The following is a 21,835-nucleotide window of genomic DNA, read 5'->3' as shown; positions in this document are numbered from 1 at the left end:
CACCCGTCCGTACGGCCCCGCGCGATCCCCCTCCCGCGGGCGCCCGCTCCTCTCCCACAGGAAGGGACCCCTGCCCATGTCCTCCCAGGACACCTCCCTCACCTCGGCCGAGATCGCCTCGCAGCCCGGCGTCTGGCGCCGGGCCGCCGCGGCCGGCGCCGCCCTCCCGGAGGTCCTCCCCCGGCGCGGTGAGCGCGTCGCCGTCATCGGGTGCGGAACCTCGTGGTTCATGGCCCACGCCTACGCGGTGCTGCGGGAGACCGGCGGGCACGGCGAGACCGACGCGTTCGCCGCCTCGGAGTTCCCCCGCGACCGCTCCTACGACCGCGTGGTGGCGATCTCCCGGTCCGGTACGACGACCGAGGTGCTGGACGTGCTCGGCGCGCTGAGGGGCAAGGTGCCCACCGCCGCGCTCACCGCCGACCCCGCCACGCCCGTCATGCGCCTGGCCGACGCGGTCGCCGTCCTGGACTACGCCGACGAGCGGTCGGTCGTCCAGACCCGGTTCGCCACCGGCGCGCTGGTGCTGCTCCGCGCCCACCTGGAGGCCGAGGGCGCCCTGCCGGTGCACGTGCGCCCGGTCGAGCAGGCCGTCGCCGACGCGGAGACGGCGCTCGCCGAGCCGTTGGGCGCGGAGCTGACCGGCGCCGGGCAGTTCACGTTCCTCGGCACCGGCTGGACCTACGGCCTGGCGCAGGAGGCCGCGCTGAAGATGCGTGAGGCCGCGGGCGCCTGGACCGAGTCGTACCCGGCCATGGAGTACCGGCACGGGCCGATCAGCATCACCGGCCCCGGCCGCGTCACCTGGGTGTTCGGCCCGGTGCCGAAGGGGCTGGCGGGCGACGTGGAGCGGGTGGGCGGCACGTTCGTCGCCCGCTCGGACGAGGCGGCGGGCGGCCTGGACCCGCTGGCCGACCTGGTCCGCGCCCAGCGCCTGGCCGTCCTCGTCGCCGAGGCCCGCGGACTGGACCCGGACCGCCCCCGCAACCTGACCCGCTCCGTGATCCTCGGGAACAGCGATGGCTGACGCGACGGCTCCGGCCGACTGCGTGATCGCGCTCGACGTCGGCGGCACGGCGATGAAGGGCGCGCTGCTGGACCGTACGCTCTCGCCGCTCACGCTCCTGCACCTGCCGACGCCCCGGCACGCCGGTCCCGGCGCCGTGGTGGCCGCGATCGCCGCCGCGCTGGTCCGGCTCGCCGAGCGCGCGGAGGGCCTCGGCCACTCCGTGCGCCACGCGGCGGTGGTCGTCCCCGGCGTCGTCGACGAATCCGCCGGTCTCGCCGTGCACGCGGCCAACATCGGCTGGCGTGACCTGCCGCTCGCGGAGCGGCTCGGCGAGGCCCTGGGACGACCGGTCGTCCTCGGGCACGATGTGCGGGCCGGCGGGCTCGCCGAGTCCCGGGTGGGGGCCGCGCGCGGTATCTCCGACGTGGTGTTCGTACCGGTCGGCACCGGCATCGCCGCCGCCCTCGTCTCCGGCGGCCGTGTGCTGCGGGGCCTCGGTCACGCGGGCGAACTTGGCCATGTCGTCGTCGATCCGGACGGCCGGGCCTGTGCCTGCGGCTCCCGGGGCTGTCTGGAGACCGTCGCCTCCGCCACCGCCGTCGCCGCCGCCTACACCGCGCGTTCCGGGCGTCGCGTCACCGGGGCCGCCGAGGTCGCGGCGCTGGTGACGCGGCGGGACCCCGACGCGGTGGCCGTGTGGGACACGGCCACCGACGCGCTCGCCGCGGCGTTCGCCCTGCTCAGCACGGTGCTCGCGCCGGAGCGGATCGTCGTCGGCGGCGGGCTGGCCGAGGCGGGGGAGCTGCTGCTGTCCCCGCTGCGTGCACGCCTGGAGCGGCGGCTGACGTTCCAGGCGCGGCCCTCGGTGGTCCGCGCCGGGCTGGGCGACCGAGCCGGCTGCCTGGGCGCCGGCCTCCTCGCCTGGCAGGCCGTGGGTCACGACCCCGCCGCCGGACCTGGCGCGGAACCCGCTGCCGGACCCGCCGCCGGACCCGGCGCCGGGAGAGAGCGACAGGAAGTGACCCGGCCGTGATCCTCACCGTGACACTGAACGCCGCACTGGACGTCACCTATGTCGTCGACGCCCTGGTGCCGAACTCCTCGCACCGGGTCCGCACGACCCACCAGCGCGCCGGCGGCAAGGGCGTCAACGTGGCGTCGGTGCTGGCCGCGCTGGACGTCCCCGTCACCGTCACCGGGCTCGCGGGCGGCCCCACCGGCGAACTCATCCGGGACGGGCTGCGCGCGAGCGGACTGCGCGACGAACTCGTGCCCATGTGGGCCGACTCCCGGCGCACGGTCACCGTCGTCTCCCGCGCCGACGGCGACGCCACCGTGTTCAACACGGCCGGCGCCGAGGTGGGCCCCGATGTCTGGGCGTCCTTCGTCGGCCGGTTCACCGAGCTGGCGCGCGAGGCGACCGTGGTCGTCCTCTCCGGCAGCCTGCCGCCCGGTCTGCCGACGGACGCCTACGCCACCCTCGTCCGGCTGGGCGGCGAGGCCGGGGCGGCGACCGTGCTGGACACCAGCGGCCCGGCGCTGCCCGCCGCGCTGTCCGCGGGCCCGACCGTGATCAAGCCGAACGAGGCCGAGCTGACCGAGGTCACCGGCGAGCCGGACGTGGCCGCGGCCGCCGGGGCGCTGCGGGCCCGGGGTGCCCGGACCGTCGTCGCCTCCCGCGGCCCCGAGGGCCTGTACGCCGTGACCCCCGAGGGAACCTGGCGGGCCGCACCCCCGCGCACCGTGTCCGGCAACCCGACCGGCGCCGGGGACGCGTGCGTCGCCGCGCTGGCCGCCGGGCTGCACTTCGGCCGGCCCTGGGAGCGGACGCTGGCGGAGGCGGTCGCCCTGTCCGCCGCCGCGGTCGCCCGGCCCGTCGCCGGAGAGGTCGACCAAGCCGTCTACGAGCAATTCCGTACCACCGTCTCCGTGGAGAGAACCCATGCCCCTCGTGTCCACTGACCGCATCACCGGACCCGCGCGGGCCGCTTCCTCGGGCGTCGGCGCGTTCAACGTCGTCCAGATCGAGCACGCCCAGGCCATCGTCGCGGGCGCCGAGCGGGCCGGTCTGCCGGTGGTGCTGCAGATCAGCGAGAACACCGCCCGGTACCACGGGGGCCTCGCCCCGATCGGGCTCGCGTCCCTCGCCCTGGCCCGCGGGTCGGCCGTGCCGGTCTCCGTCCACCTCGACCACGCGGAGTCCGAGGACCTCGTGCACGAGGCGGTCCGGCTCGGCTTCACCTCGGTGATGTTCGACGCCTCGAAGTCGCCGTACGAGGAGAACCTCGCCGCCACCCGGAAGGTCGTCGCGCACTGCCACGAGGCGGGTGTGTGGGCGGAGGCCGAGCTGGGCGAGGTCGGCGGCAAGGACGGCGCGCACGCCCCCGGGGTGCGCACCGACCCCGAGGAGGCCCGGGCGTTCGTCCGGGCGACCGGCGTGGACGCGCTGGCGGTGGCCGTGGGCAGCTCGCACGCGATGCTCACCCGCGACGCCGTCCTGGACCTCGGTCTCATCGCGAGCCTGCGCACGGCCGTGGACGTACCGCTCGTCCTGCACGGCTCCTCAGGCGTCGGCGACGAGGACCTGGCCAGGGCCGTCGCGGCCGGGATGACGAAGGTGAACATCTCGACCCACCTGAACAAGATCTTCACCGCCGAGGTGCGGGCGCGTCTGGCGGCCGCGCCCGGGGTCGCCGATCCCCGCACGTACCTGGGACCGGCCCGCGACGCCGTCGCGGCCGAGGTGGCACGGCTGCTCGGCGTGCTCGCCGGCCGCTGACCGCTGACCGCTGACCGCTGACCACCGGATCGTCGGCCCGGTTGCGCGTCTGGGCCGACGGCCGGTGGGAACCTGTGCGGCATGGGCAAGACCGCGCTGATCGTCATCGACATGATCAACACCTACGACCACGCGGACGCCGAGCTGCTGCTTCCCTCGGTGGAGACCGTGGTGCCGGTGCTGACGGAGCTCCTCGAACGGGCCCGGCGCGACGGGGCCACCGTGATCTACGTCAACGACAACTTCGGGGAGTGGCGCTCGCACCACGGCGAACTCCTCGACCGGGCGCTCTCCGGGCCGCACGCCGCCCTGGTCCGGCCGCTGCGCCCAAACGACTCCTCGCTCTTCGTCGTGAAGGCCCGCCATTCCGCGTTCTTCCAGACTCCGCTCGACCACGTGCTCCACGAGCAGGACGTCGACCGGCTCGTCCTGTGCGGTCAGGTGACGGAGCAGTGCGTGCTCTACTCCGCGCTGGACGCGCACATCCGCGGTTTCCAGGTCGCCGTGCCCCGCGACGCGGTCGCCCACATCCACTCCGATCTCGCCGACGCCGCGCTCCGCATGATGGAGCGGAACATGGGCGCGCACGTGTGCGTCAGCGACGAACTGTGGGCGTAGCGCCGTCCCGGGCCCGCGGTCACAGCGCACGCGCAGCCGACCGGCTCCAGGGGTGAGCCGTGTTCTCCTACCTGCTCAAGTAGCTGCAGAGATCTCTAAGTGCGGTCGCGCTTCCTGCGCGCACGGGCTCGGCGCCAGGCTGAAGCGAGGCGAAAATCTTTCTCCCCGGGTGAGGCCGACCGTAACCTCGCGTGTGTGTAGGGCCACAACCGTAGGAATCGCGGTGAACCGGGCGCCTTCGAAGGACGTCCAACTGGTGGGCGGCCGGTTGCCGTCCACGGGGGGCGGGTGAACACGTCGCGATCCAGCAGGTGGTTCGCGGCGCGAAAGGTGTCATGTCGCAAAACATTCGCTTCAGCGTTCTCGGTCAGCTACGGGCCATGCGGGAGGAGGAGAACCTCAGGCTCGGGTCGCCCCAGCAGCAGGCCATGCTCACGGCGTTGCTGCTGCGCTCCGGGCGCCCGGCCTCGATCGTGGAACTGATCGACGCGGTCTGGGGGGAGGATCCGCCCGCGTCGGCCTCGGCGACCATCCGCACGTATGCCTGGCGACTGCGGCAGAGTTTCGCCGAGCCCAGGTCGCGGCCCCGGACCCTGGTGTCCGTCGGGGACGGCTACCGGCTGGTCGTCCTGCCCCAGGACGTGGACGCGCTGTGGGCGGAGTGCCTGACGGGGCAGGCCGCCCGGCATCGTGCGTCGGGCCGGCTGACGGAGGCGGACGAGTGCATCGGGCAGGCCCTCGCCCTGTGGCGGGGCGAGCCACTGATCGGTGTGCCCGGACCGTATGCGGAGCAGCAGCGCGGCCGACTCGAGGAACTGCGGCTCACTCTGCTGGAGGAGCACTTCGATGTGATGCTGCGGCAGGGCGGCCACCTTCTGGCGGTCTCCGAGCTGGGTGCCCTGACGCGTACTCATCCGCTGCGCGAGCCGTTCCACGCACTGTACATGCGGGCTCTGCGCGCGGCGGGTCGGCCGGCCGACGCGCTGGCCGCCTACCACCGGCTGCGCGGGCACCTCGTCGGCGAACTGGGCGTCGACCCCAGCCACGAACTGCGCCATCTCTTCCAGGAACTGCTGTCCGACGACGGGTCCGCCGGGCCTGCCGAGGAACCGGGCCGGCCGCGGCCGGTGCGGGCCGGGCGGGAAGCACGGCACCGGGCCGCGGGACCAGAGGCCGGCTCCGCTCCCCCGGTCGAGGAGCCGTCGGCGGGCACGCCGGACGTGGACGGGGCGAGTGTCCCGGCGCGTCCGCGGGAGGACGGCGGCCGGCCCGACCCGCGGGAGCCCGGCGCACCTTCTTCCCCGCCGGACCCGACCGGCGGGGCTCGGGCCGGAGTGCTGCCCGTACCCGCGCAACTGCCGCCTTTCCCCGCGGACTTCACCGGCCGCGCGGCGGTGCTCGACCAGTTGGCCGAGGCATTGGTCCCGCGGGACGCCGACGGGCCGGTGGTCGTCGTGGTCACGGGGATGGGAGGGGTCGGGAAGACCACGCTGGCGGTCCGTGCGGCCCACGCGGTGCGCACGTCGTTCGCGGACGGCCAGTTGTACGCGGACATGCGCGGCGGCCAGCCGACCCCCACCGATCCCGGCGACGTGCTCGCCGGCTTCCTGACCGCGCTCGGTGTGGCGGAGCGGTCGGTGCCGGACAGCCCTGACGAACGCGCCGCGCTCCTGCGCTCCTTGCTCAGCGGCCGGCGGACGCTGATCGTGCTCGACGACGTGAGCGACACCGCGCAGATCTCCTCCCTGCTTCCGGGGTCGGACGGCTGCACGGTCCTCGTCACCAGCAGGTCGAAACTGTGGAGTCTGCCGGTTTCCGCCCGGGTCACCCTGCCCGGTTTCGACACGGACGAGGCGATCGCCCTGCTGGAGCGGATCGCCGGCCCCGAGCGGATCGCCGAGGACCGGCCGGCCGCCCGGGAACTGGTGCGCAGGTGCGGCCTGCTCCCGCTGGCGGTCCGGATCGTCGCTTCCCGGCTCGCCTCGCGGCCCGCTTGGCGGACGGCATCGCTGTCGGCGCGACTGGCCGACGAGTCGCTGCGCCTCAGCGCGCTGCGGGTGGAGGACCTGACCGTGGCGGCGGTCTTCGAAATGGGCTACCAACAGCTGACCGAGGCGCAGGCCAGGGCCTTCAGGGTGCTCGCAGCGGTGTGCGAACCCGATATCGGGCTGCCCGCGGCCTCCGCCGTACTGGAGCTGGGCGAGGGAGAGGCCGAGGAACTCCTGGAGTCCCTGGTGGACGTCTCCCTCGTGGAGACGCGCCGCCCGGGGCGCTACCGGTTGCACGACCTGCTCCGGGTCTTCGGCCGACGACAGGCGACGGCGGCCGAGCGCCTGGGGGCGCTGGCGCCGTTGCTCGACTTCCTGCTGGCCACCGCGGCAAGAGCGTTCCAGAGGGCGGTCCCCGGTGACGCCGTCGCGGCCACGCTCAGCCCGAGCCGGTCGGCCGGGCTGTCGTTCGACGACGTGCGGGCCGCCCGCGCCTGGGTGGCCGCCGAGTCGGAGGGCATCTTCTCCGCCGTGCACACAGCCGCCCGGGAGTGCGTGGGTTCTTCCGCGCACGACGGTTCGGGGGTCCCCGCACCGGCGGGAACGGCGGACAGCGGCGTTCTGCTGCGTACGGCGGTCGACCTGCTGATCGCGCTGACGGCGTTCGGCCCCTACCTGCAGCGGGAGCAACTGGTCAGGGCGGCCACGGCCGTCGCGGAGGCCGCTCAGGCGCGCGGCGACCGCCGGACCGTGGGCCGGGCCCACTTCCTGTGCGGGAACTTCGCGGTGCACAGCACCCGGTTCCCCCTGGCCAAGCACCACCTGGCCATCGCCGAGGCCTCCTGCCGTCGGACGGGAGACACGGCCATTCTCTGCCAGACCCTCAACGACACGGGGCTGGTGGCCCTCCTGGAGCACCGTTACGACAACGCCCTCGAGCGTCTCGACGAGTCCGCCGCGCTGTCCCGCGAGCTGGGACAGCAGTCGGGTGAGCTGGTGACGACGGTCAACGCGGCGCTGGCGCGGCTGCACAGCGGGCGCGTCGAAGAAGCCGTCGCGGCGTGCGAGCGCGCCCTGACCGAGCTGCGGGCCACCGCGGACCACCAAGGCGTGGCCTACGCGTTGTCCGTCCTGGGCCTGTGCATGCACCGCATGGGCCGGTACGACGACGCGGTGGACCGCTACCTGGAGTGCGTGGGCATGTGCCGGACGCTGGAGCTACGGACCCGGGAGGCGCAGGCTCAGTACCGGTTGGCCGAGACCCTGCGGGCCATGGGCCGCCTCCCGGACGCGCTGACCGCGGCCGAACAGGCGGTGGCCCGGCTCGGGGACGAACGGGCCGAACGCGACCGCGCGCACGCGCTGGTAGCGCTGGCCCGGACGCTGTGCGACCTGGGGCGGACCGAGGAGGCGGAGCCCCGGCTGCGGGAGGCCGCCACGGTCTTCGCCGAACTCGGCCTGCCCGACGGCGCTCAGGTGGCGGCCCTGCTGCGTGAGCTGGACGACCTGCGACCCGGAACCGTCGCCTCGTGACGCCGGAGTACGTCGCCCGGGTTCCTTCGTTCGGATCAAGCCGGATCAGGGCCGGGAGCCCGGCATGATCCGCACGAGAGGCCCTAACTGATCGCAGGCTGCACGGAGACGGTGTTGTTCCAGTCGTCGATCCCTCCACCCGCGATGCTGTGCTGCCGCCCGTGGGCCGTCGTGCCCGCAGACGCCGCTGCCGTTCCGAGCAGGAGCCCGGCCACCGCCAGGGCGCTCACCAGGCAGGCGAGTGCCTTGGCCCGGGCCGAGGATCCGATCGTGCGCTCGATGGCCATGTACACGGCGTTCATACTGCGTCCCCTCACCTTCCGTGGCGCTCGGCGTGCTGCCGAAGCGCTCTCACCGTGGCACGGGGCGATCTACGTCCGATCTACGGACACCTCGCCGGCGGGGCCGGCGCCGGGCACGGACGCCGGTGTAGAGCCGCCGTACAGCGGACGTAGATCGAGGATCCGCACGATGGCGCCATCGCCCGTCGTCCATGAGCGGGTTCCGCCCGGAACCTCATGGAGTCGCACCGGGGTGATGCGAGGAGGCGCTGCGAGGTCCCGCTGACGGCTGGTTCGCGTCCCGGGCACGCGCCTCGATCCGTACCGGAAAGGAAGTTCCCCATGGTGGTCGGTCGTGAGCGTGAACGCAGGGAACTGGCGTGCCTCGTGTCCGGGGTGCGGGCCGGGCGCAGCGGTGCGCTCGTGCTGCGCGGCCCGGCCGGCATCGGCAAGACCGCGTTGCTCGACACCGTCCTGCGCGAGACCGGTGAGGGTGTCAGGGTGCTGCGGGCCGCCGGCGTCGAGGAGGAGAGCGACCTTCCGTTCGCCGCCCTGCACCAGGTACTGAGTCCTCTGCTGGCCGATCTCGCGGCACTGCCCGAACCGCAGGCGGCGGCCCTGCGGTCGGCCCTCGGCCACGACCGCGGCGACCCGGACCGCTTCCTCGTGGCGCTCGGCACGTCCACGCTGTTGGCCACCGCGGCCGCCCGCACTCCCGTGTTGCTCGTCGTGGAGGACGCCCACCGGCTCGCCCCCGCGTCAGCGCGGACGCTGACCTTCGCGGCGCGCCGACTGGCCGACGTGCAGGGCGTGGGACTGCTCTTCGCCGCACGCGACACGACGCCGTCCTTTCCCGCTCCCCACATCGGTGAGATGCGCGTGGGGCCGCTGGACGCGGAGGCCGCCCGGGCCCTGCTCGCGATCTCGGCTCCCACGGCCGCCGAAGGCGTGCGGGCCCGGCTGCTGTCCGAGGCGCGGGGCAATCCGCTGGCCCTCGTGGAGCTGCCCCGCGCGTTGAGCGCGGGGCAACTGGACGGCTCGGTACCGCTGCCGCGGCTGCTTGAGCTGACCGAGCGCCTCCGGCGCGTCTTCCGCACGGACACGGCGGATCCCGGCGGCTGCCTGCTGCTCGCGGCGGCCTCCCACGACGGAGACCTCTGTGCCGTTCTCGGTGCCTGCGAGGACCAGGACGCCGGGACCGCCGCGCTCGGGACGGCCGCGGCCGAGGGCATCCTCCAACTCGACCGGCACCAGGTGCGGTTCCGTCATCCCCTGGTCCGTTCGGCCGTCTACCAGAGCGCCGCGGTGAGTGAACGCCGGGCCGCCCACCTCAGCCTCGCCCGGGCCGCCGAACCCGGCAGCACCGGCCGGGTCCTGCACCTCGCGGAGGCCACACTGGGCACCGATGACACGGTCGCCGAGGCCGTGGCCGAGCTGGCCCGCAACGCCGCCCCGGGAGCCGCGGCCGCGGCGGAGCTGCTGGGCCGGGCGGCCGAACTCGCCGCGTGCCCGGCGCTGCGCCTGCGGTGCCTGACCGAGGCCGCGGCCTCGTCCTGGGCCGCCGCCGACACCGTTCGGGCCGCCGCGCTCCTCGAACAGGCGTATGCCCTCGCCGAGACCACTGCCGACCGGGCCCGACTCGACTACGTGCGCGCACTGGTGTGGCAGGGCGCGGAGGCGGCGCCCGGTTCCGGGCCTGCGGCGGCCTCGGTCCCCACCGCGCCGGACGACGCGGACCCCTGGCTCCGTCACCGGCTCACGGCGCTCGCCGCCCGGTCCTCATGGACCGACGGCCGCGCCGGGGATCCCGTACGCCCGCTCCTCGCGACGCCGGTGCCGCCGGCGGACGACGCCCCCGTGCCCTGGTGCTGGCTGCCCGGGCCCCGGCCCCATCTGCCGGGTCTCACCACCCCGGACGTCCCGTACCTGCGCCGCCACCTGGAGCTGCTGCAACGTGCCGGCGCCGTGGCCGCCCTGCCGGGAGTCCTGTACGAACTGTCGGCGGGGGAACTGCTGACGGGTGCGTGGTCCCAGGCCCGCGCACACGGCGAGCGGGGCCTCACGGAGTGTGCGCGCACGGGAAGGTCCGGGCCGGCCGGGGCCTTCCACGCCCTGCTGGCCTGGCTCGCCGCCGTGCGCGGCGACCTCGCCGCGCACCGCGACCACGCGACGGCCGCCCTCGCCGGCGGTGACGCCCGCACCTCGACGCGGGCCGTCACCCAGTGGGCCCGCGGCCTCGCGGCACTGGCGGAGTCGCGGAGCCAGGACGCGTTCCACCACTTCCAGGACGTCGTCACCGCGGGTTCGCCCGCCGCGCACGGCTCCGTCGCACTGCTGGTCTATCCCGACCTGATCGAGGTGGCGCTGCGCACCGGCCGGGAGGACGAGGCCCGCGTGTGGATGGCCCGGTTCGAGTCGGCGGTGGACGCGTGGGGCGGGCGCGGTGGTCCGCACGTCGCGGGGCTGGACCGGGCCGGGGCCCTGCTCGCCGGTGACGGCGCCCAGCCCGCGTTCGAGAAGGCACTGGCGAGCGCGGCGTCGGCGCCCTTCGCCCAGGGGCGGGTGCGGCTGCTGTACGGCAACTGGCTGCGCCGGCAACGCCGGGTGATCGACGCGCGGGAGCAACTGCGGCTTGCCGTGGACCGGTTGGAGTCGCTGGGCGCCACCCCCTGGGCGGAGCAGGCTCGCGGTGAACTGCGTGCCGCGGGGGTGCGCAAGCAGTCCGTGGAGCCGGACGGACCGGCCCGCCCCGCATGCGCCCTGACGCCGCAGGAGCTGCAGATCGCGACGTACGCGGCCCGCGGGATGCGCAACAGCGAGATCGCGGCCCAGCTCTATCTGAGCCAGCGCACCGTCAGTTACCACCTGCACAAGGTGTTTCCCAAGCTGGGCATCACCTCGCGTCATCAATTGCACGAGCTGCTGCCCTTCTCCTGATCCGGGGCGGCCGCGTCCGCCGACGGCTCCAGGGATCGTGCGAGGTCGTCCAGCCCGGGACTGGTGTGCCCGGTCTCGTCGGCGAGCAGGGACGCCCGCGCGCGGGAGAGGAGGTCGTCAGGGGAGAGCGTGGTCAGCCGGTCCTTCAGGTGCCTGAGCATGACGGACGCCTCGTCGAGGAGCGCCGCGTCGTCGGCCGGCCGCGGAGTGATGCGGTGCCCCTCCAGCAGGGCCTGCTGGAGGGCCTTGTAGAGGTGGACTCCGCCCACTTCCCGGACGGTGAGCGACAGATGGGCGGACAGGCCTTGGCTTCCGGTGGCGTGGTGTGCGTACCCCCGGGGGATGTAGAGGACCTCGCCGGCGTGGAGATCGGTGGACAGCAGTGCCGGGCCACCGTCCTGCCGGAGCGGCCCGGGCGCCCAGTCGCCGTCGGCCGGTCCGGCGTGGACGTGCCAGCTCTTGCTCCCGTTGAGTTGCAGGACGAAGACATCGGCGTCGTCCCGGTGGATGCGCAGGCCCTGGCGGCCGGGCGGCGTGACGAAGAAGAACGCCTCCACCTTGCGGCCCAGCTCCTTGGCCAGGGCGCCGGTGAGAGCGGCCGTCGGGGCGTGCCACTGGTCGACGCAGCGCAGCAGCAGCGTGCCGCCGTCCCGTACCAGGTCCCGGATCTTGCCGCCGTCCGCGAATCCGTCGTGGACGCGCTGGTTCACCGTGCGCGGACCGCAGTAGGCCTCCGGCGGGATGATCTTGTCGGCGCGGGCCAGCTCCACGTACGACGACCGCAGCGCGCCGAAGGAGAGTACGGCGTCGAGGTCGGCGAGGGTCATGGGCGGTCGCGGCGCCGTCGCGGGCCGGAACACCGCGGGCGTGCGCCGCCAGTGGGTCCGCCGGAACGCGGCGGTGTCGCCGACCAGCTCGGACAGGGTGTGTACGGACATGGGTCATCTCCTCGAGTGGTCCTGATCAGGGGTGCACCGGTTCCGGTGCCGTGGCGCGGCGCGCGGGTGGTGAACGTGCCGGTCAGGGCGCGGCGCACAGGTGTCGCACGCGCTCGGTGGTGGGCGTCAGAAGCGGAAGTCGCTGCCGAGGCGGCGGGACCGTGCGGCCTGGATCCGCATTCCGGCGAGTGCCAGCGTCCACCACGCGAGCCCCACCAGCAGCTCTGCGAGGACGTCGGGCCAGGCGGGCCGGCCCGACTCGACCACGTGGCGCAGCGCGGCGGCGCCGTGGGAGAGGGGCAGCAGCGCGCCCAGGTGGGCCCGCAGGGTCCCCGGCGCCAGCGGGACGAGCACGCCGCCGAGGGCGAGCACCAGATAGGAGGCCATGTTGGCGAGGAAGACGTCGGCCCGCCTGCCCAGCGCGAGGACGGCGACCGCCAGTCCGTAGCCGCTCGTCGTCACCACGACCACCGCGAACAGGGGCAGCAGGGCGGGCAGTGCGCGCAGGACCCGCCCGTCGCCGGTGATCAGGGCCACCAGCGGAACGGCCAGCACCGCCGAGGCGAAACCCTCGATCCCGTAGACCACCCACCGCGCGACGACCAGCCCCGGCAGCGGGAGTTCGGTCAGCCGCAGGCGGTGCAGCGTTCCCTGGTGCCGTTCGTTGATCAGCACGTCCGGGGCCTTGACCACGGTGGCCGTGACGATGGCGAAGGCACAGGCCCCGAGGCCCGCGGCGACGGCACCTCCGGGGCCGGCCACGGCCTGGCCCAGGACGGTCAGGAAGACCACCTGGAGCACCGCGCGGGGCGCGACGGCGCCGGCCAGCACCCTGGGAGGCTGCTCGACCAGGTACTCCCGGACGCCGACGCGTACCGTGCGGCCCAGCGCGAACATCACGTCAGAAGATCTCAAGGGTGCCCTCCTCACGGGCCCGGCGCAGCACCCGCCGGAAGGCGAGGCGAGCGGCCACGGTGTACACGGCTGCCGTGACCGCCAGACCGGCCCAGCCGCTCGCGGGCACCGAGCCCGCCGCGGCGCCGGTCAGCAACTGCTGGGCCCAGTGCAGGCTGAGCGCGCCGGACACCGGACGCAGCCACGCGGGCAGCCGGTCCAGCGGGATCAGCAGGCCGCCGAGGATGAAGACCGGGTACAGCAGGGTCTCGGCGACCCGGATCGCCGACCTGGTGAGCAGGAAGAGACAGGAGACCAGCAGGCCCAGCGGCAGCGTCGCCGCGAACCCGGCCACGAGGGCGAGGCAGAAGACGCCGGGACGCGCGATGGCCAGGGGGTGGCCCTCGACGGCGGCCACGACCGCGACGGACGCGGCGGTCAGGGTGACGGACAGGCCGACGGCGGCGAGCGTCTTCCCCACCAGGACCGGCCCGAGGCCGGCGGACCGGGAACAGATGGCGGGCAGCGTGCCCGCCCAGAACTCGCGGCGCAGAACCATGCCGGCCTGCCACAGTGTGACCGTCCAGGCGCTGAGCAGCCCGCTGCCGAGGACGATCGTGGGGCGGTCGAGCGCGGACGTCCCGTGGGCGGCCAGGGTGATGGTGACGTACGTGGCCGGCTGGACCGCGGCGCCGATCAGTATCGACAGCCAGGCGGTACCGCGCAGTTGCAGACGGGCGGCGGCCAGGATCGGCGCCGCGCCTCGCAGGGCGGTCACGACGCCTCCGCCCGCGTGCCGTCCGCGAGGTCGAAGAAGACCTGCTCCAGGCCGGAAGGGGCGACCCTGACGTCCAGGATCTGCTGGTCGGGCCAGGCGTCGGCCAGTTCGCGCAGTGAGGAGGGCGTCCAGGACGCCAGCTGGAGCACCATCGTCCACCCGGTGTCGTGCTGCTCCAGCCGTTCCACCCGGATGAGGCCGCCCGTGGAGTCCGCGGGCCGTCGCGGCGCCGTACCCCGGCCGCCGATGGTCACGACGGCCGCGGTCCTGGCCCGTTCCAGCAGCCGGGGCAGGGGCAGGTCGTGCAGGACGCGGCCCTGGTGCAGCACCACCACTCGCTCCGCCAACTGCTCGATGTCGTGAAGATAGTGGCTGGTCAGGACGATCGCGGTGCCTTCGGCGCGCATGGCGGCCACGGCCGCCCTGACGTTCTGGGCCTCGACGGGGTCCAGCCCCACGGTCGGCTCGTCGAGCAGCAGCAGATCCGGACGCGTGACCATGCCGATGGCCAGGTGCAGGCGCTGGCGCATGCCGCGGGAGAACGTCTCCACGGGGGTCTTGGCGACGTGTGCGAGGTGCACGAACTCCAGTGCCTGCTCCGTGCGCCGGGCCAGTTCACGCCGGTGCAGCCCGGTGAGCATCGCGAAGAACTCCAGGTTGTCCCGGGCCGACAGGCGCAGGTAGAGACCGCGGTCGCCGCCGAGTACGACGGACAGGCGCCGGCGGGCCGCCCGAGGCTCGCGGACCACGTCGTGACCGCAGACTCGCACGCTTCCGGAGCTCGGCAGCAGCAGCGTGGACACGATCTTCAACAGCGTCGTCTTTCCGGCGCCGTTCAGGCCGAGGAGGCCCACCAGCTCTCCCGCGGCGACGGACAGGCTCACGCCGTTGAGCGCGTCCACCGTTCTGCGCCGGGTACGGAAGGAGCGCGCGACGTCGGTGACACCGAGCACCTCGGGGGCGGACGTCCCGCTCCCCGTGCCCCAGGACAGCGGCCCGTCCGGCGAACGCCGGGCACCGGTCGCGGACGCGGTGCGGGCACCGGTGTCCCGCCGGTCGTCGGGCGGCAGGGTCGTCTGCCGGTTCGGTGGTTCCACAGTGGACCTCTTCGAGTCAGCGGAGGAGGAGGCGACTGACAGCCCCCTGCCCACTATGCGAACCGCGCCCCGCCCGGGCATCCGTCGAACGACCGGCCGCGCCCGGCCGGACGCGGTCCCGGCCGGCGCCCCACGGCTGCCGGCCGTCACGGTCGACGCCGTCGGAATGCCTTCCCAGGGCGGCCCGAACCGAGGCCGTCAAGCCCTCCGACCACGGCTTGACGGATGCCCTTGCCGATGACGACGGCCCCCCGCCGCGGGTCGCTCCGGTCTGTCGTTCCCCACGGTCCGCCTGGGGCAAGGGCTGTGGCCGCTCCGGGCGTTCCGCACCGGTGTGACCGGTCGACCGACGGATGCGCGCGGCCGGCGCGGCCGAGCAGTCTTGTGGTCATCGCCGCACGGTCCACCGGAACGACGGAACACCCGCTCCTTCCGGTCACCGCACAGCCCATCACAGGTGGTGCCGGCATGCGGCTCACAACCAGCCCGCCCTCCCTGTGTGTCCGCACGGCACACCACCGGGCGGGTCCGGCACCACCCCGTGAGAGGCAGGGAAGCCACGACCATGAACGCACCCACGAGCACGGACGAAGCCGCAGCCGGCCGGGCCGGCCGGGAAGCCCCGGCCCACGGCCGCAAGACGGCCCTGCGCGACAAGCTGCTGCCCCGCACTATCGAGCACGCCGCCCGCGTCCCCTTCTACCGGGACCGCTGGCCCGGCCGTACGGAACAGCCGGTGACCGTGGCCGGACTGGTCGGCCTGCCCGTCCTCACCCGTGCCGACCTGGCGCACCACACCGAGGAGATGCTCCACCCGGACAGCTCCCCCGACGTCCTCATCCACAGCACGGGCACCACCACCGGCACTCCGGTCAGGAGGTACCGCAGCGCCCAGGAGATCGCCGCCTTCGGCGAGTTCCGCACCGGGCTGAGCGCGAGGGCGCAGGAGCTGACCGGTCGACCGGCCCGGCCCGTTGTCCACTTCACCACCCTGACCGCACGGCACCACGGGGGAACCCTGGGCGCCGCTGACGGCACCCAGCGGCGCATGTCGCTCAGCGTCCTCACGGCATCCGAAGTCGCCCGGTCCGTCGCCCTGTTGCGCTCCCCCCGCCTCTTCCCCGACCTCGACACCTGCGCGTACGAGGTGAGCGGGCCGCCCGACGACCTGATGCTGCTGGCCGCCGCCGTCGCGGACGGCGGCCCGCTGGAACCGGACCGGGTGCAGCGGGTCACCAGCGTGGCGGACTACCTCTCCCGTGCCCAGAGCAGGGCGATCCGGTCCGCCCTGGCCCCCTCCGGTCAGGTCGTGCACCGCTACAGCATGTCGGAGGTGATCGGCGGCGCGACGCTCTGCGGCACGTGCGACCTGTTCCACTTCGACGCGCACGTCGTCCCGGAGGTGCTGTCCCTCACCGACGACACCCCGGTCGGCAGCGGAGTGGGCCGGCTCGTCCTGACCGAGCTGCACCCCTTCTCCCAGTGCCAGCCCTTCGTCCGCTACGAGACCGGGGATCTCGTCGAGCGACGCGAATCCCCCTGCGAACCCGGTGAGATCTCGGTGATCCTCGTCGGCCGCACGGCCCGCACCCCCGTGGTGGAAGGCGGCGGTGATCCGCTGCCGGCCTGTCGGGCCTACCCGTTGCGGGAGGCGCTGGAACGCATCCCCGAGATCGCCCGCGTGCCCCTCGCCAGCCGGATCCCCGCCTTCAGCCAGAGCCCGGGAGCCGCCCCGCTGGCCTCCTGCACGCTGGAGCCGGGGACGGACGGCGGCGCACAGCGGCTGGTCCTGCTGGCGGCCGTGGGCTTCTCACCGGCGCTGCTGCCCGAAGCGGCCGGGGAACTGGTCCGGCGCGTGCAGGCGGCGGCCCTCACATCCTCACCCGAACTGGCCCGGCTGGTGGCAGGCGGCCGTTGTGTGCTCGACGTCCGCCTCACCGGCGACCGGTCCCGGGTGCCCGGGTTCGCGGTGCGCTGAGCCCCGCCACACCCCCACAGACTTCCGGGCGGCCGCCCGGAGGATCCGTTCGCCGACCCCGTCGGCACCGGACGGATCACGGCGGACGGGACGACCCGTCCGCCCGACGGAACCACACGGTTCCCCTCACAGAAGGAGAAGCACCATGGCGCACATCATCGACGAGGTTCTGGCCACCGTCGAGGGCCTGGAGACCGTCACCGGCTCCCTCTTCATGCACGAGGTCATCTGACCCTGCGCACCTGACGGGTGCGGGTGGCGGCTTCGGCTGCTCCCGCACCCGTCGGGGTCCCCCCTCCGAGGCCGTGGTGTCACGGCCGTCCCCATCCCGCACGAACGCAGCAAGGAGCAGGTGATGACCGAAGTCCCCGTGGTCGCGGACCCGCGCGAGCCGTACCCGGCGACGAGGCCCCGCCCGTTCCCGCTGTCCGTGGAACAGCGCACCATCTGGCTCCACACCCAGACACACGAGGACCCGGGCGCCTACACCCTCTCCTTGGCCCACCGGCTCACGGGCCCGTTGGACCTGAGCGCGCTGCAGGCCGCCTTCGACGAGGTGATCGCCCGGCACGAGGCGCTGCGCACCGGTTTCCGGCTCACCGACGAAGGGCCCGTCCAGGAGGTCGGGCCCCCGATGGGCTGCCCGTTCACGGTGGACACCCGCGCGCCGTACGCGGAGACCGCCACCGGTTCCGGGAGCGAGGCGTTCACCGCCGACTGGCAGCGCCGCATGGCGGAGCAGCCGTTCGACCTCGGGCGGCCGCCCCTGCTGCGGGTGCACGTCCTGCGGGAAGACGCGAACACGACCGTCGTACTGGTCCTCGTACACCACCTGGTGTTCGACGGTTGGTCCGTCGCCCTGCTGCTGGAGGACCTCTCGGCCGCCTACCGCTCGGCACGATCGGGCACGCCCGCGCTCCGGCACGCGGAGCCGGCCCTCGTCGCCTCCCGCACCTCCTACCGGGCGCACGTCGAAGCCGAGGCGCGACGTCTCGACCCGGCCGCCCGCCGGCGCAACATCGCGTACTGGGCGGACGTCCTGCTGGCCGCTGGGCCGGACGCGCCCTTCGTCTTCGACCGGCACGACGTCGTGTCCGGCGCCACCGATCGACCCGCGCGCCTGGCCGCCGAGCCGTTCGCGCTCGGCGACGCCGCGACCGAGGCGGTGACCCGGCTGGCGGCGCTGCTCGACACCACCCGGTTCGTGGTGACCGCCGCGCTGGTGGCGCTGGCCCTCTCCCGGCTGCACGGCAGGCCGCGTGTCGTCCTCGGCTACCCCACCTCGAACCGGACGGACGAGGAGGAGCGGACCGTCGGACTGTTCCTCGACACCAGCGCACTCGCCGTGGACGTGCGGGACGACATGTCATTCCGGGCTCTGGCCGAGAGCGTCGAGAGCGCACACTTCGACGCGTTGGCGCACCTCCCGCTGGAGGGCGACCGGGTGCTCGCGGCCTCCGGATCCCTGCGCGAGCAGACGAACACGGCCCTGTTCAGCGTGCTGTTCGCCTTCCAGAACGTCCCGCACCACACCCTGGACCTCCCGGGCATCGTGGCGCGCCGCATCCCCGGACCGCCCCGCCCCGCCGAGTTCGACCTCACCCTGGCCGTGGAACGCACCGAGCCGCACATCGCCGGCCAACTCGAACGCGACAGCCGCGCGGTCGGCCCCGACGACGCCCGCCGCGTCATCGCCGCCGTCGACGCCCTGGCCCGTGGAGCGGTGACGGCTGTGGACGGCCGGGTGGGAGACCTGCCGTTGCTCGGTGCGGCCGACCGGGACGTCGTCGACTCGGTCAAGGGCCCCGTCATGGCGATCGACGCGGTCGGGCTGCACGATCTGGTGCGCCGCCGCGCACAGGCGGCCGGTGACGCGGCCGCGATCGTGGGAGACGGCCGTACGGTGCCGTACGCGACGCTGGACGCGGCCGCCGCCGCGGTGGCCGGGCGACTCGCGGCGCACGGGGTCGGCCGCGGCCACGTGGTCGGGGTCGCCATGGGACGCTCACCCGAACTCGTGGCGGCTCTGCTGGGGGTGCTCGCGTCGGGCGCGGCCTACGTCCCGCTGGACCTGACCTACCCGGTGCCACGGCTGCGGTTCATGGTCACGGACTGCCGGCCCTCGGTCGTGCTGACCGACCCCGGGTCGGCGGCCCGGCTGGACTGGCTGGACGAACTCGGCGTCGGCGTCTCGGTGCTCGAAACCGTCGAGGCGCTCGCCGCGCCTGCGCCGACGCAGGCACCCGCACCCGTGTCCGTGCACGTGCCGGCGGGCCCCGAGGACCCGGCCTACCTGATCTACACCTCCGGATCGACAGGACAGCCCAAAGGCGTCGTCGTACCCCACCGTGCCGCCGTCAACGTCGTGCGGGCCTTCGATCGCCTGATCGGATGCGGCCCCGGCGACGCCTTCCACTCCGTCACCAGCGTCTCGTTCGACATCGCCCTCCTGGAACTGTTCTGGCCCTTGTCCACCGGCGCCCAGGTGCAGCTCGGCTCACCCCATGATCCCGCGGCGGTCGACGAGGAACTGTGCGGGCGCCACGTCACCCATCTGCAGTGCACACCGACGCTGGCCACCGCCCTGGCCGCCGATCCCGCGTGGCGAAGGCGTCTGCGCGGCCTGAAGCACCTGCTCATCGGCGGTGAACCGGTGCCCGCCGACACCGTGCGAAGCCTGCGCGAGGCCTTCGACTGCGAGATCTACAACGCCTACGGGCCGACCGAGGCGACCGTCTGGTCCAATGCCCGCCGCGTCGAGGGCGTCGACGACGCCTCGCTGATCGGGCCCCCGGTGGCCAACTCCTCGGCGTACGTCGTGGACGACAGGGGCCGGTTGGTGCCCCCCGGAGTACGCGGTGAACTGTGCCTGGCGGGCGTCCAACTGGCCCTGGGCTACTGGCGGCGGCCGGAGCTGACGGCCGAACGCTTCGTCACCGGCTGGGTCCCCGAACTCCCCGGCCTGCGCCTGTACCGCACCGGCGACCTCGTCTCGCTCCGGCCCGACGGCGCCTTTCGCTTCCACGGACGGCTCGACGACCAGGTCAAAGTGCGGGGACACCGCGTCGAGCCGGCCGAGATCGAGGCCGCCCTGCTGGCTCACCCGGACGTCCGCGCCGCCGCCGTGACCACGGTCCGCGACGCCACCGGCGAGGCCCGGCTCGCCGCGTTCGTCGTACCCGCCCGCGACGCCCGCCGTGCCGGCGGCGCCGACGACGACCCGGTCCCCGGCATACGACGTCACGCGCGGCAGGTCCTGCCCGCCGTCATGGTGCCGGCCTCGTTCACCCTCGTCGACGCATTGCCGACGACACCGAACGGCAAGACCGACCGGCGCGCCCTGCCCGCCCCGCCTGCGCAGACCCCCACCGACGACGCGGCCCGGGGCGACACCGGCCGACCGCACGACGCCGACAACACCGGCACCGACCACACCGCGGGCAACGCCCTGGCCCGTATCTGGCAGGAGGTGCTGGGCACCACCCGCGTCGCCCCAGGCTCCACCTTCCACGAACTGGGCGGAAACTCCCTCTCCGCGATCCGGGTGGTCGCCCGGGCCAGGGCCGAGGGCCTGGAGTTGCCCGCCTCCGCACTGCTCCGGGGCGACACCCTCGCCGCCATCGCCGCGCGCGCCGTCACCACGGGGCGGCCGGCACACACGGCCCCGGCGGCCCCGGCCACCGGCGCCACTGTTCCCCTGCTCCCCATGCAGCACGACTTCTTCGCCCGGCACCGTCCGGACCACAACTGGGCGAACCTGGCCGGGCTCTACGTCGCCGGAAACCTCGACACGGGCCTGCTCGACGCGGCCCTGCGGACGGTCGCCGGGCGGCACGACGCCCTGCGGCTGTCCTTCGCCCGGCAGGACGGCCGCCGGCGGCAGACCGTGACGGACCGGCCGCGGGTCACCCTGGTGACCGCCGACCTGCCCCGCACGCCGCGGGGCGCCGAGGACGCCGTGCGCGCGGAGGTGCGCCGGCACCAGCGCACGCTGCGTCTCGACGACGGACCGCTGGTCAAGGTGGTGGTCATACGGCTGCCGCGCCCCGCGCCGCCCAGGGTCCTGGTGGTGGCCCACCACCTGGTGATGGACGCCTGGTCCTTCCGGCTCCTCCTGGACGAACTCACCGACGCCTACGAACGGCTCCGAGCCGGCCTCCCCGAGAAGCCGACGCCGGCACATCCGTCGCTGACGTTCGCCTCCTGGGCGCACGAGGTGGCGGCGGCCGCGACGGATCCGGCGCTGACCGGCGGGACCGGGTTCTGGGAGGCGCTGGACCTCGCCGGGGTGCCCCCTCTGCCCGTCGACCGCGCGAGCGGTGCGAACCTCGCCGGTACGGCGGACAGCGTCGAGCACGTACTGGGCCGCGAGCACACGCGCGCGCTGCTCCGTCCCGGCCCGCAGGACGGCGTCACGACCCAGCAGTCGCTGCTGACCGCGTTCGCCGCCGCGTACCACGAATGGTGCGGGCTGCCCGCGCTGTCGGTGCGGGTCCTCCATCACGGCCGGCACGGCCTGCGCCCCGGAACGGTGCTGCACGGCACGATCGGGTGGCTGTCCATCGACTACCCCCTCGTGCTGCGGCCCGGCGACACCTCGCGCACCGCGCTGCCGCACTCCGTCGGCGAACTGCTCGACGCCGTGCCGCACCACGGATACGGCTACGGCATGCTGCGGCGCCTCGGCACCGACGCCGAGCGGCAGCGCATGAGCGCCCTGCCCCGCCCGGACATCAGCTTCAACTACCTCGGCCCGCACGACGTCACCGAGGCAGGGACAGGTGGGTGGCAGCCTGCCCCCGAGGCCGTCACAGACCGTTTCAGTCCGCGCGAGGAGCGCGGGTCCGTGCTGCAGATCCGTGTGTACGTCCGCGCCGGACGGCTCGTGACCGAACTCCAGTACAGCCGCGACCTCCATCACCGGCACACCGTGCAGGCCCTGGGCGACGCGTTCGCCCGCCACCTGCGAGCGCCGGCGTCATCGCACCCGTCCACGAGCAGGTGA

14 protein-coding genes are annotated in these 21,835 nt (G+C 74.3%); 9 read left to right on the top strand and 5 right to left on the bottom strand.

Annotated elements, in window-relative coordinates:
- Nucleotides 1-76 precede the first annotated feature (76 nt).
- The 6 genes from DBP14_RS30915 (at nucleotide 77) to DBP14_RS30890 (ending at nucleotide 7,927) form a co-directional block, all read left to right on the top strand.
- Complete coding sequence (locus DBP14_RS30915; RefSeq protein WP_129310718.1) at nucleotides 77-1,027, top strand: sugar isomerase; 951 nt, start codon at nucleotides 77-79, stop codon at nucleotides 1,025-1,027.
- Complete coding sequence (locus DBP14_RS30910; RefSeq protein WP_129310716.1) at nucleotides 1,020-2,042, top strand: ROK family protein; 1,023 nt, start codon at nucleotides 1,020-1,022, stop codon at nucleotides 2,040-2,042. Before DBP14_RS30915 ends, DBP14_RS30910 begins: the two co-directional genes overlap by 8 nt.
- Nucleotides 2,039-2,971 carry a 1-phosphofructokinase family hexose kinase gene (locus DBP14_RS30905; protein WP_129310714.1) on the top strand — a complete coding sequence of 311 codons (933 nt, stop codon included), beginning with the start codon at nucleotides 2,039-2,041 and terminating at the stop codon, nucleotides 2,969-2,971. Before DBP14_RS30910 ends, DBP14_RS30905 begins: the two co-directional genes overlap by 4 nt.
- Nucleotides 2,952-3,788, top strand: coding sequence for a class II fructose-bisphosphate aldolase (locus DBP14_RS30900; RefSeq protein ID WP_129310712.1), 837 nt, complete (start codon nucleotides 2,952-2,954; stop codon nucleotides 3,786-3,788). Before DBP14_RS30905 ends, DBP14_RS30900 begins: the two co-directional genes overlap by 20 nt.
- Nucleotides 3,789-3,869: 81 nt before the next feature.
- Nucleotides 3,870-4,406 (top strand): isochorismatase family cysteine hydrolase, encoded by a 537-nt coding sequence (locus DBP14_RS30895; RefSeq protein ID WP_129310710.1) that lies wholly within the window; start codon nucleotides 3,870-3,872, stop codon nucleotides 4,404-4,406.
- 335 nt (nucleotides 4,407-4,741) lie between these two features.
- On the top strand, nucleotides 4,742-7,927 hold the full coding sequence (locus DBP14_RS30890) for a BTAD domain-containing putative transcriptional regulator (protein ID WP_241741074.1): 3,186 nt from the start codon (nucleotides 4,742-4,744) through the stop codon (nucleotides 7,925-7,927).
- Between the two features lie 83 nt (nucleotides 7,928-8,010).
- Here DBP14_RS30890 and DBP14_RS30885 read toward each other — a convergent pair whose 3' ends face one another.
- Nucleotides 8,011-8,229: a hypothetical protein gene (locus tag DBP14_RS30885; protein WP_129310708.1), complete on the bottom strand. Its 219-nt coding sequence runs from the start codon at nucleotides 8,227-8,229 to the stop codon at nucleotides 8,011-8,013.
- 321 nt (nucleotides 8,230-8,550) lie between these two features.
- Here DBP14_RS30885 and DBP14_RS30880 point away from each other — a divergent pair, with 321 nt between their 5' ends.
- Entirely contained in the window at nucleotides 8,551-11,145 is a 2,595-nt protein-coding gene (locus tag DBP14_RS30880; RefSeq protein ID WP_164992440.1) for a helix-turn-helix transcriptional regulator, read from the top strand.
- Here DBP14_RS30880 and DBP14_RS30875 read toward each other — a convergent pair.
- From DBP14_RS30875 to DBP14_RS30860, 4 genes are all read right to left on the bottom strand, one after another.
- Entirely contained in the window at nucleotides 11,115-12,083 is a 969-nt protein-coding gene (locus DBP14_RS30875) for a cupin domain-containing protein (protein WP_129310704.1), read from the bottom strand. The two genes, DBP14_RS30880 and DBP14_RS30875, sit on opposite strands and share 31 nt — an antisense overlap.
- A 126-nt stretch (nucleotides 12,084-12,209) precedes the next feature.
- Nucleotides 12,210-12,998: an ABC transporter permease gene (locus DBP14_RS30870; protein ID WP_129310702.1), complete on the bottom strand. Its 789-nt coding sequence runs from the start codon at nucleotides 12,996-12,998 to the stop codon at nucleotides 12,210-12,212.
- Nucleotides 12,985-13,755, bottom strand: a complete 771-nt coding sequence (locus DBP14_RS30865; protein ID WP_129310700.1) for an ABC transporter permease — start codon at nucleotides 13,753-13,755, stop codon at nucleotides 12,985-12,987. Before DBP14_RS30865 ends, DBP14_RS30870 begins: the two co-directional genes overlap by 14 nt.
- The gene (locus tag DBP14_RS30860; protein WP_164992439.1) at nucleotides 13,752-14,852 is read right to left on the bottom strand and encodes an ABC transporter ATP-binding protein; all 1,101 of its coding nucleotides are present in this window, start codon (nucleotides 14,850-14,852) and stop codon (nucleotides 13,752-13,754) included. Before DBP14_RS30860 ends, DBP14_RS30865 begins: the two co-directional genes overlap by 4 nt.
- Before the next feature lie 565 nt (nucleotides 14,853-15,417).
- Here DBP14_RS30860 and DBP14_RS30855 point away from each other — a divergent pair.
- Together DBP14_RS30855 and DBP14_RS30850 are read left to right on the top strand one after the other, a co-directional pair.
- The gene (locus DBP14_RS30855; protein ID WP_129310696.1) at nucleotides 15,418-16,830 is read left to right on the top strand and encodes a hypothetical protein; all 1,413 of its coding nucleotides are present in this window, start codon (nucleotides 15,418-15,420) and stop codon (nucleotides 16,828-16,830) included.
- Between the two features lie 355 nt (nucleotides 16,831-17,185).
- On the top strand, nucleotides 17,186-21,835 hold the full coding sequence (locus DBP14_RS30850; protein WP_129310694.1) for a non-ribosomal peptide synthetase: 4,650 nt from the start codon (nucleotides 17,186-17,188) through the stop codon (nucleotides 21,833-21,835).

The sequence above is a fragment of the Streptomyces sp. L2 genome, from assembly GCF_004124325.1.
Taxonomy (GTDB): Bacteria; Actinomycetota; Actinomycetes; order Streptomycetales; family Streptomycetaceae; genus Streptomyces.
This window is presented reverse-complemented; position numbering and strand designations above follow the sequence as displayed.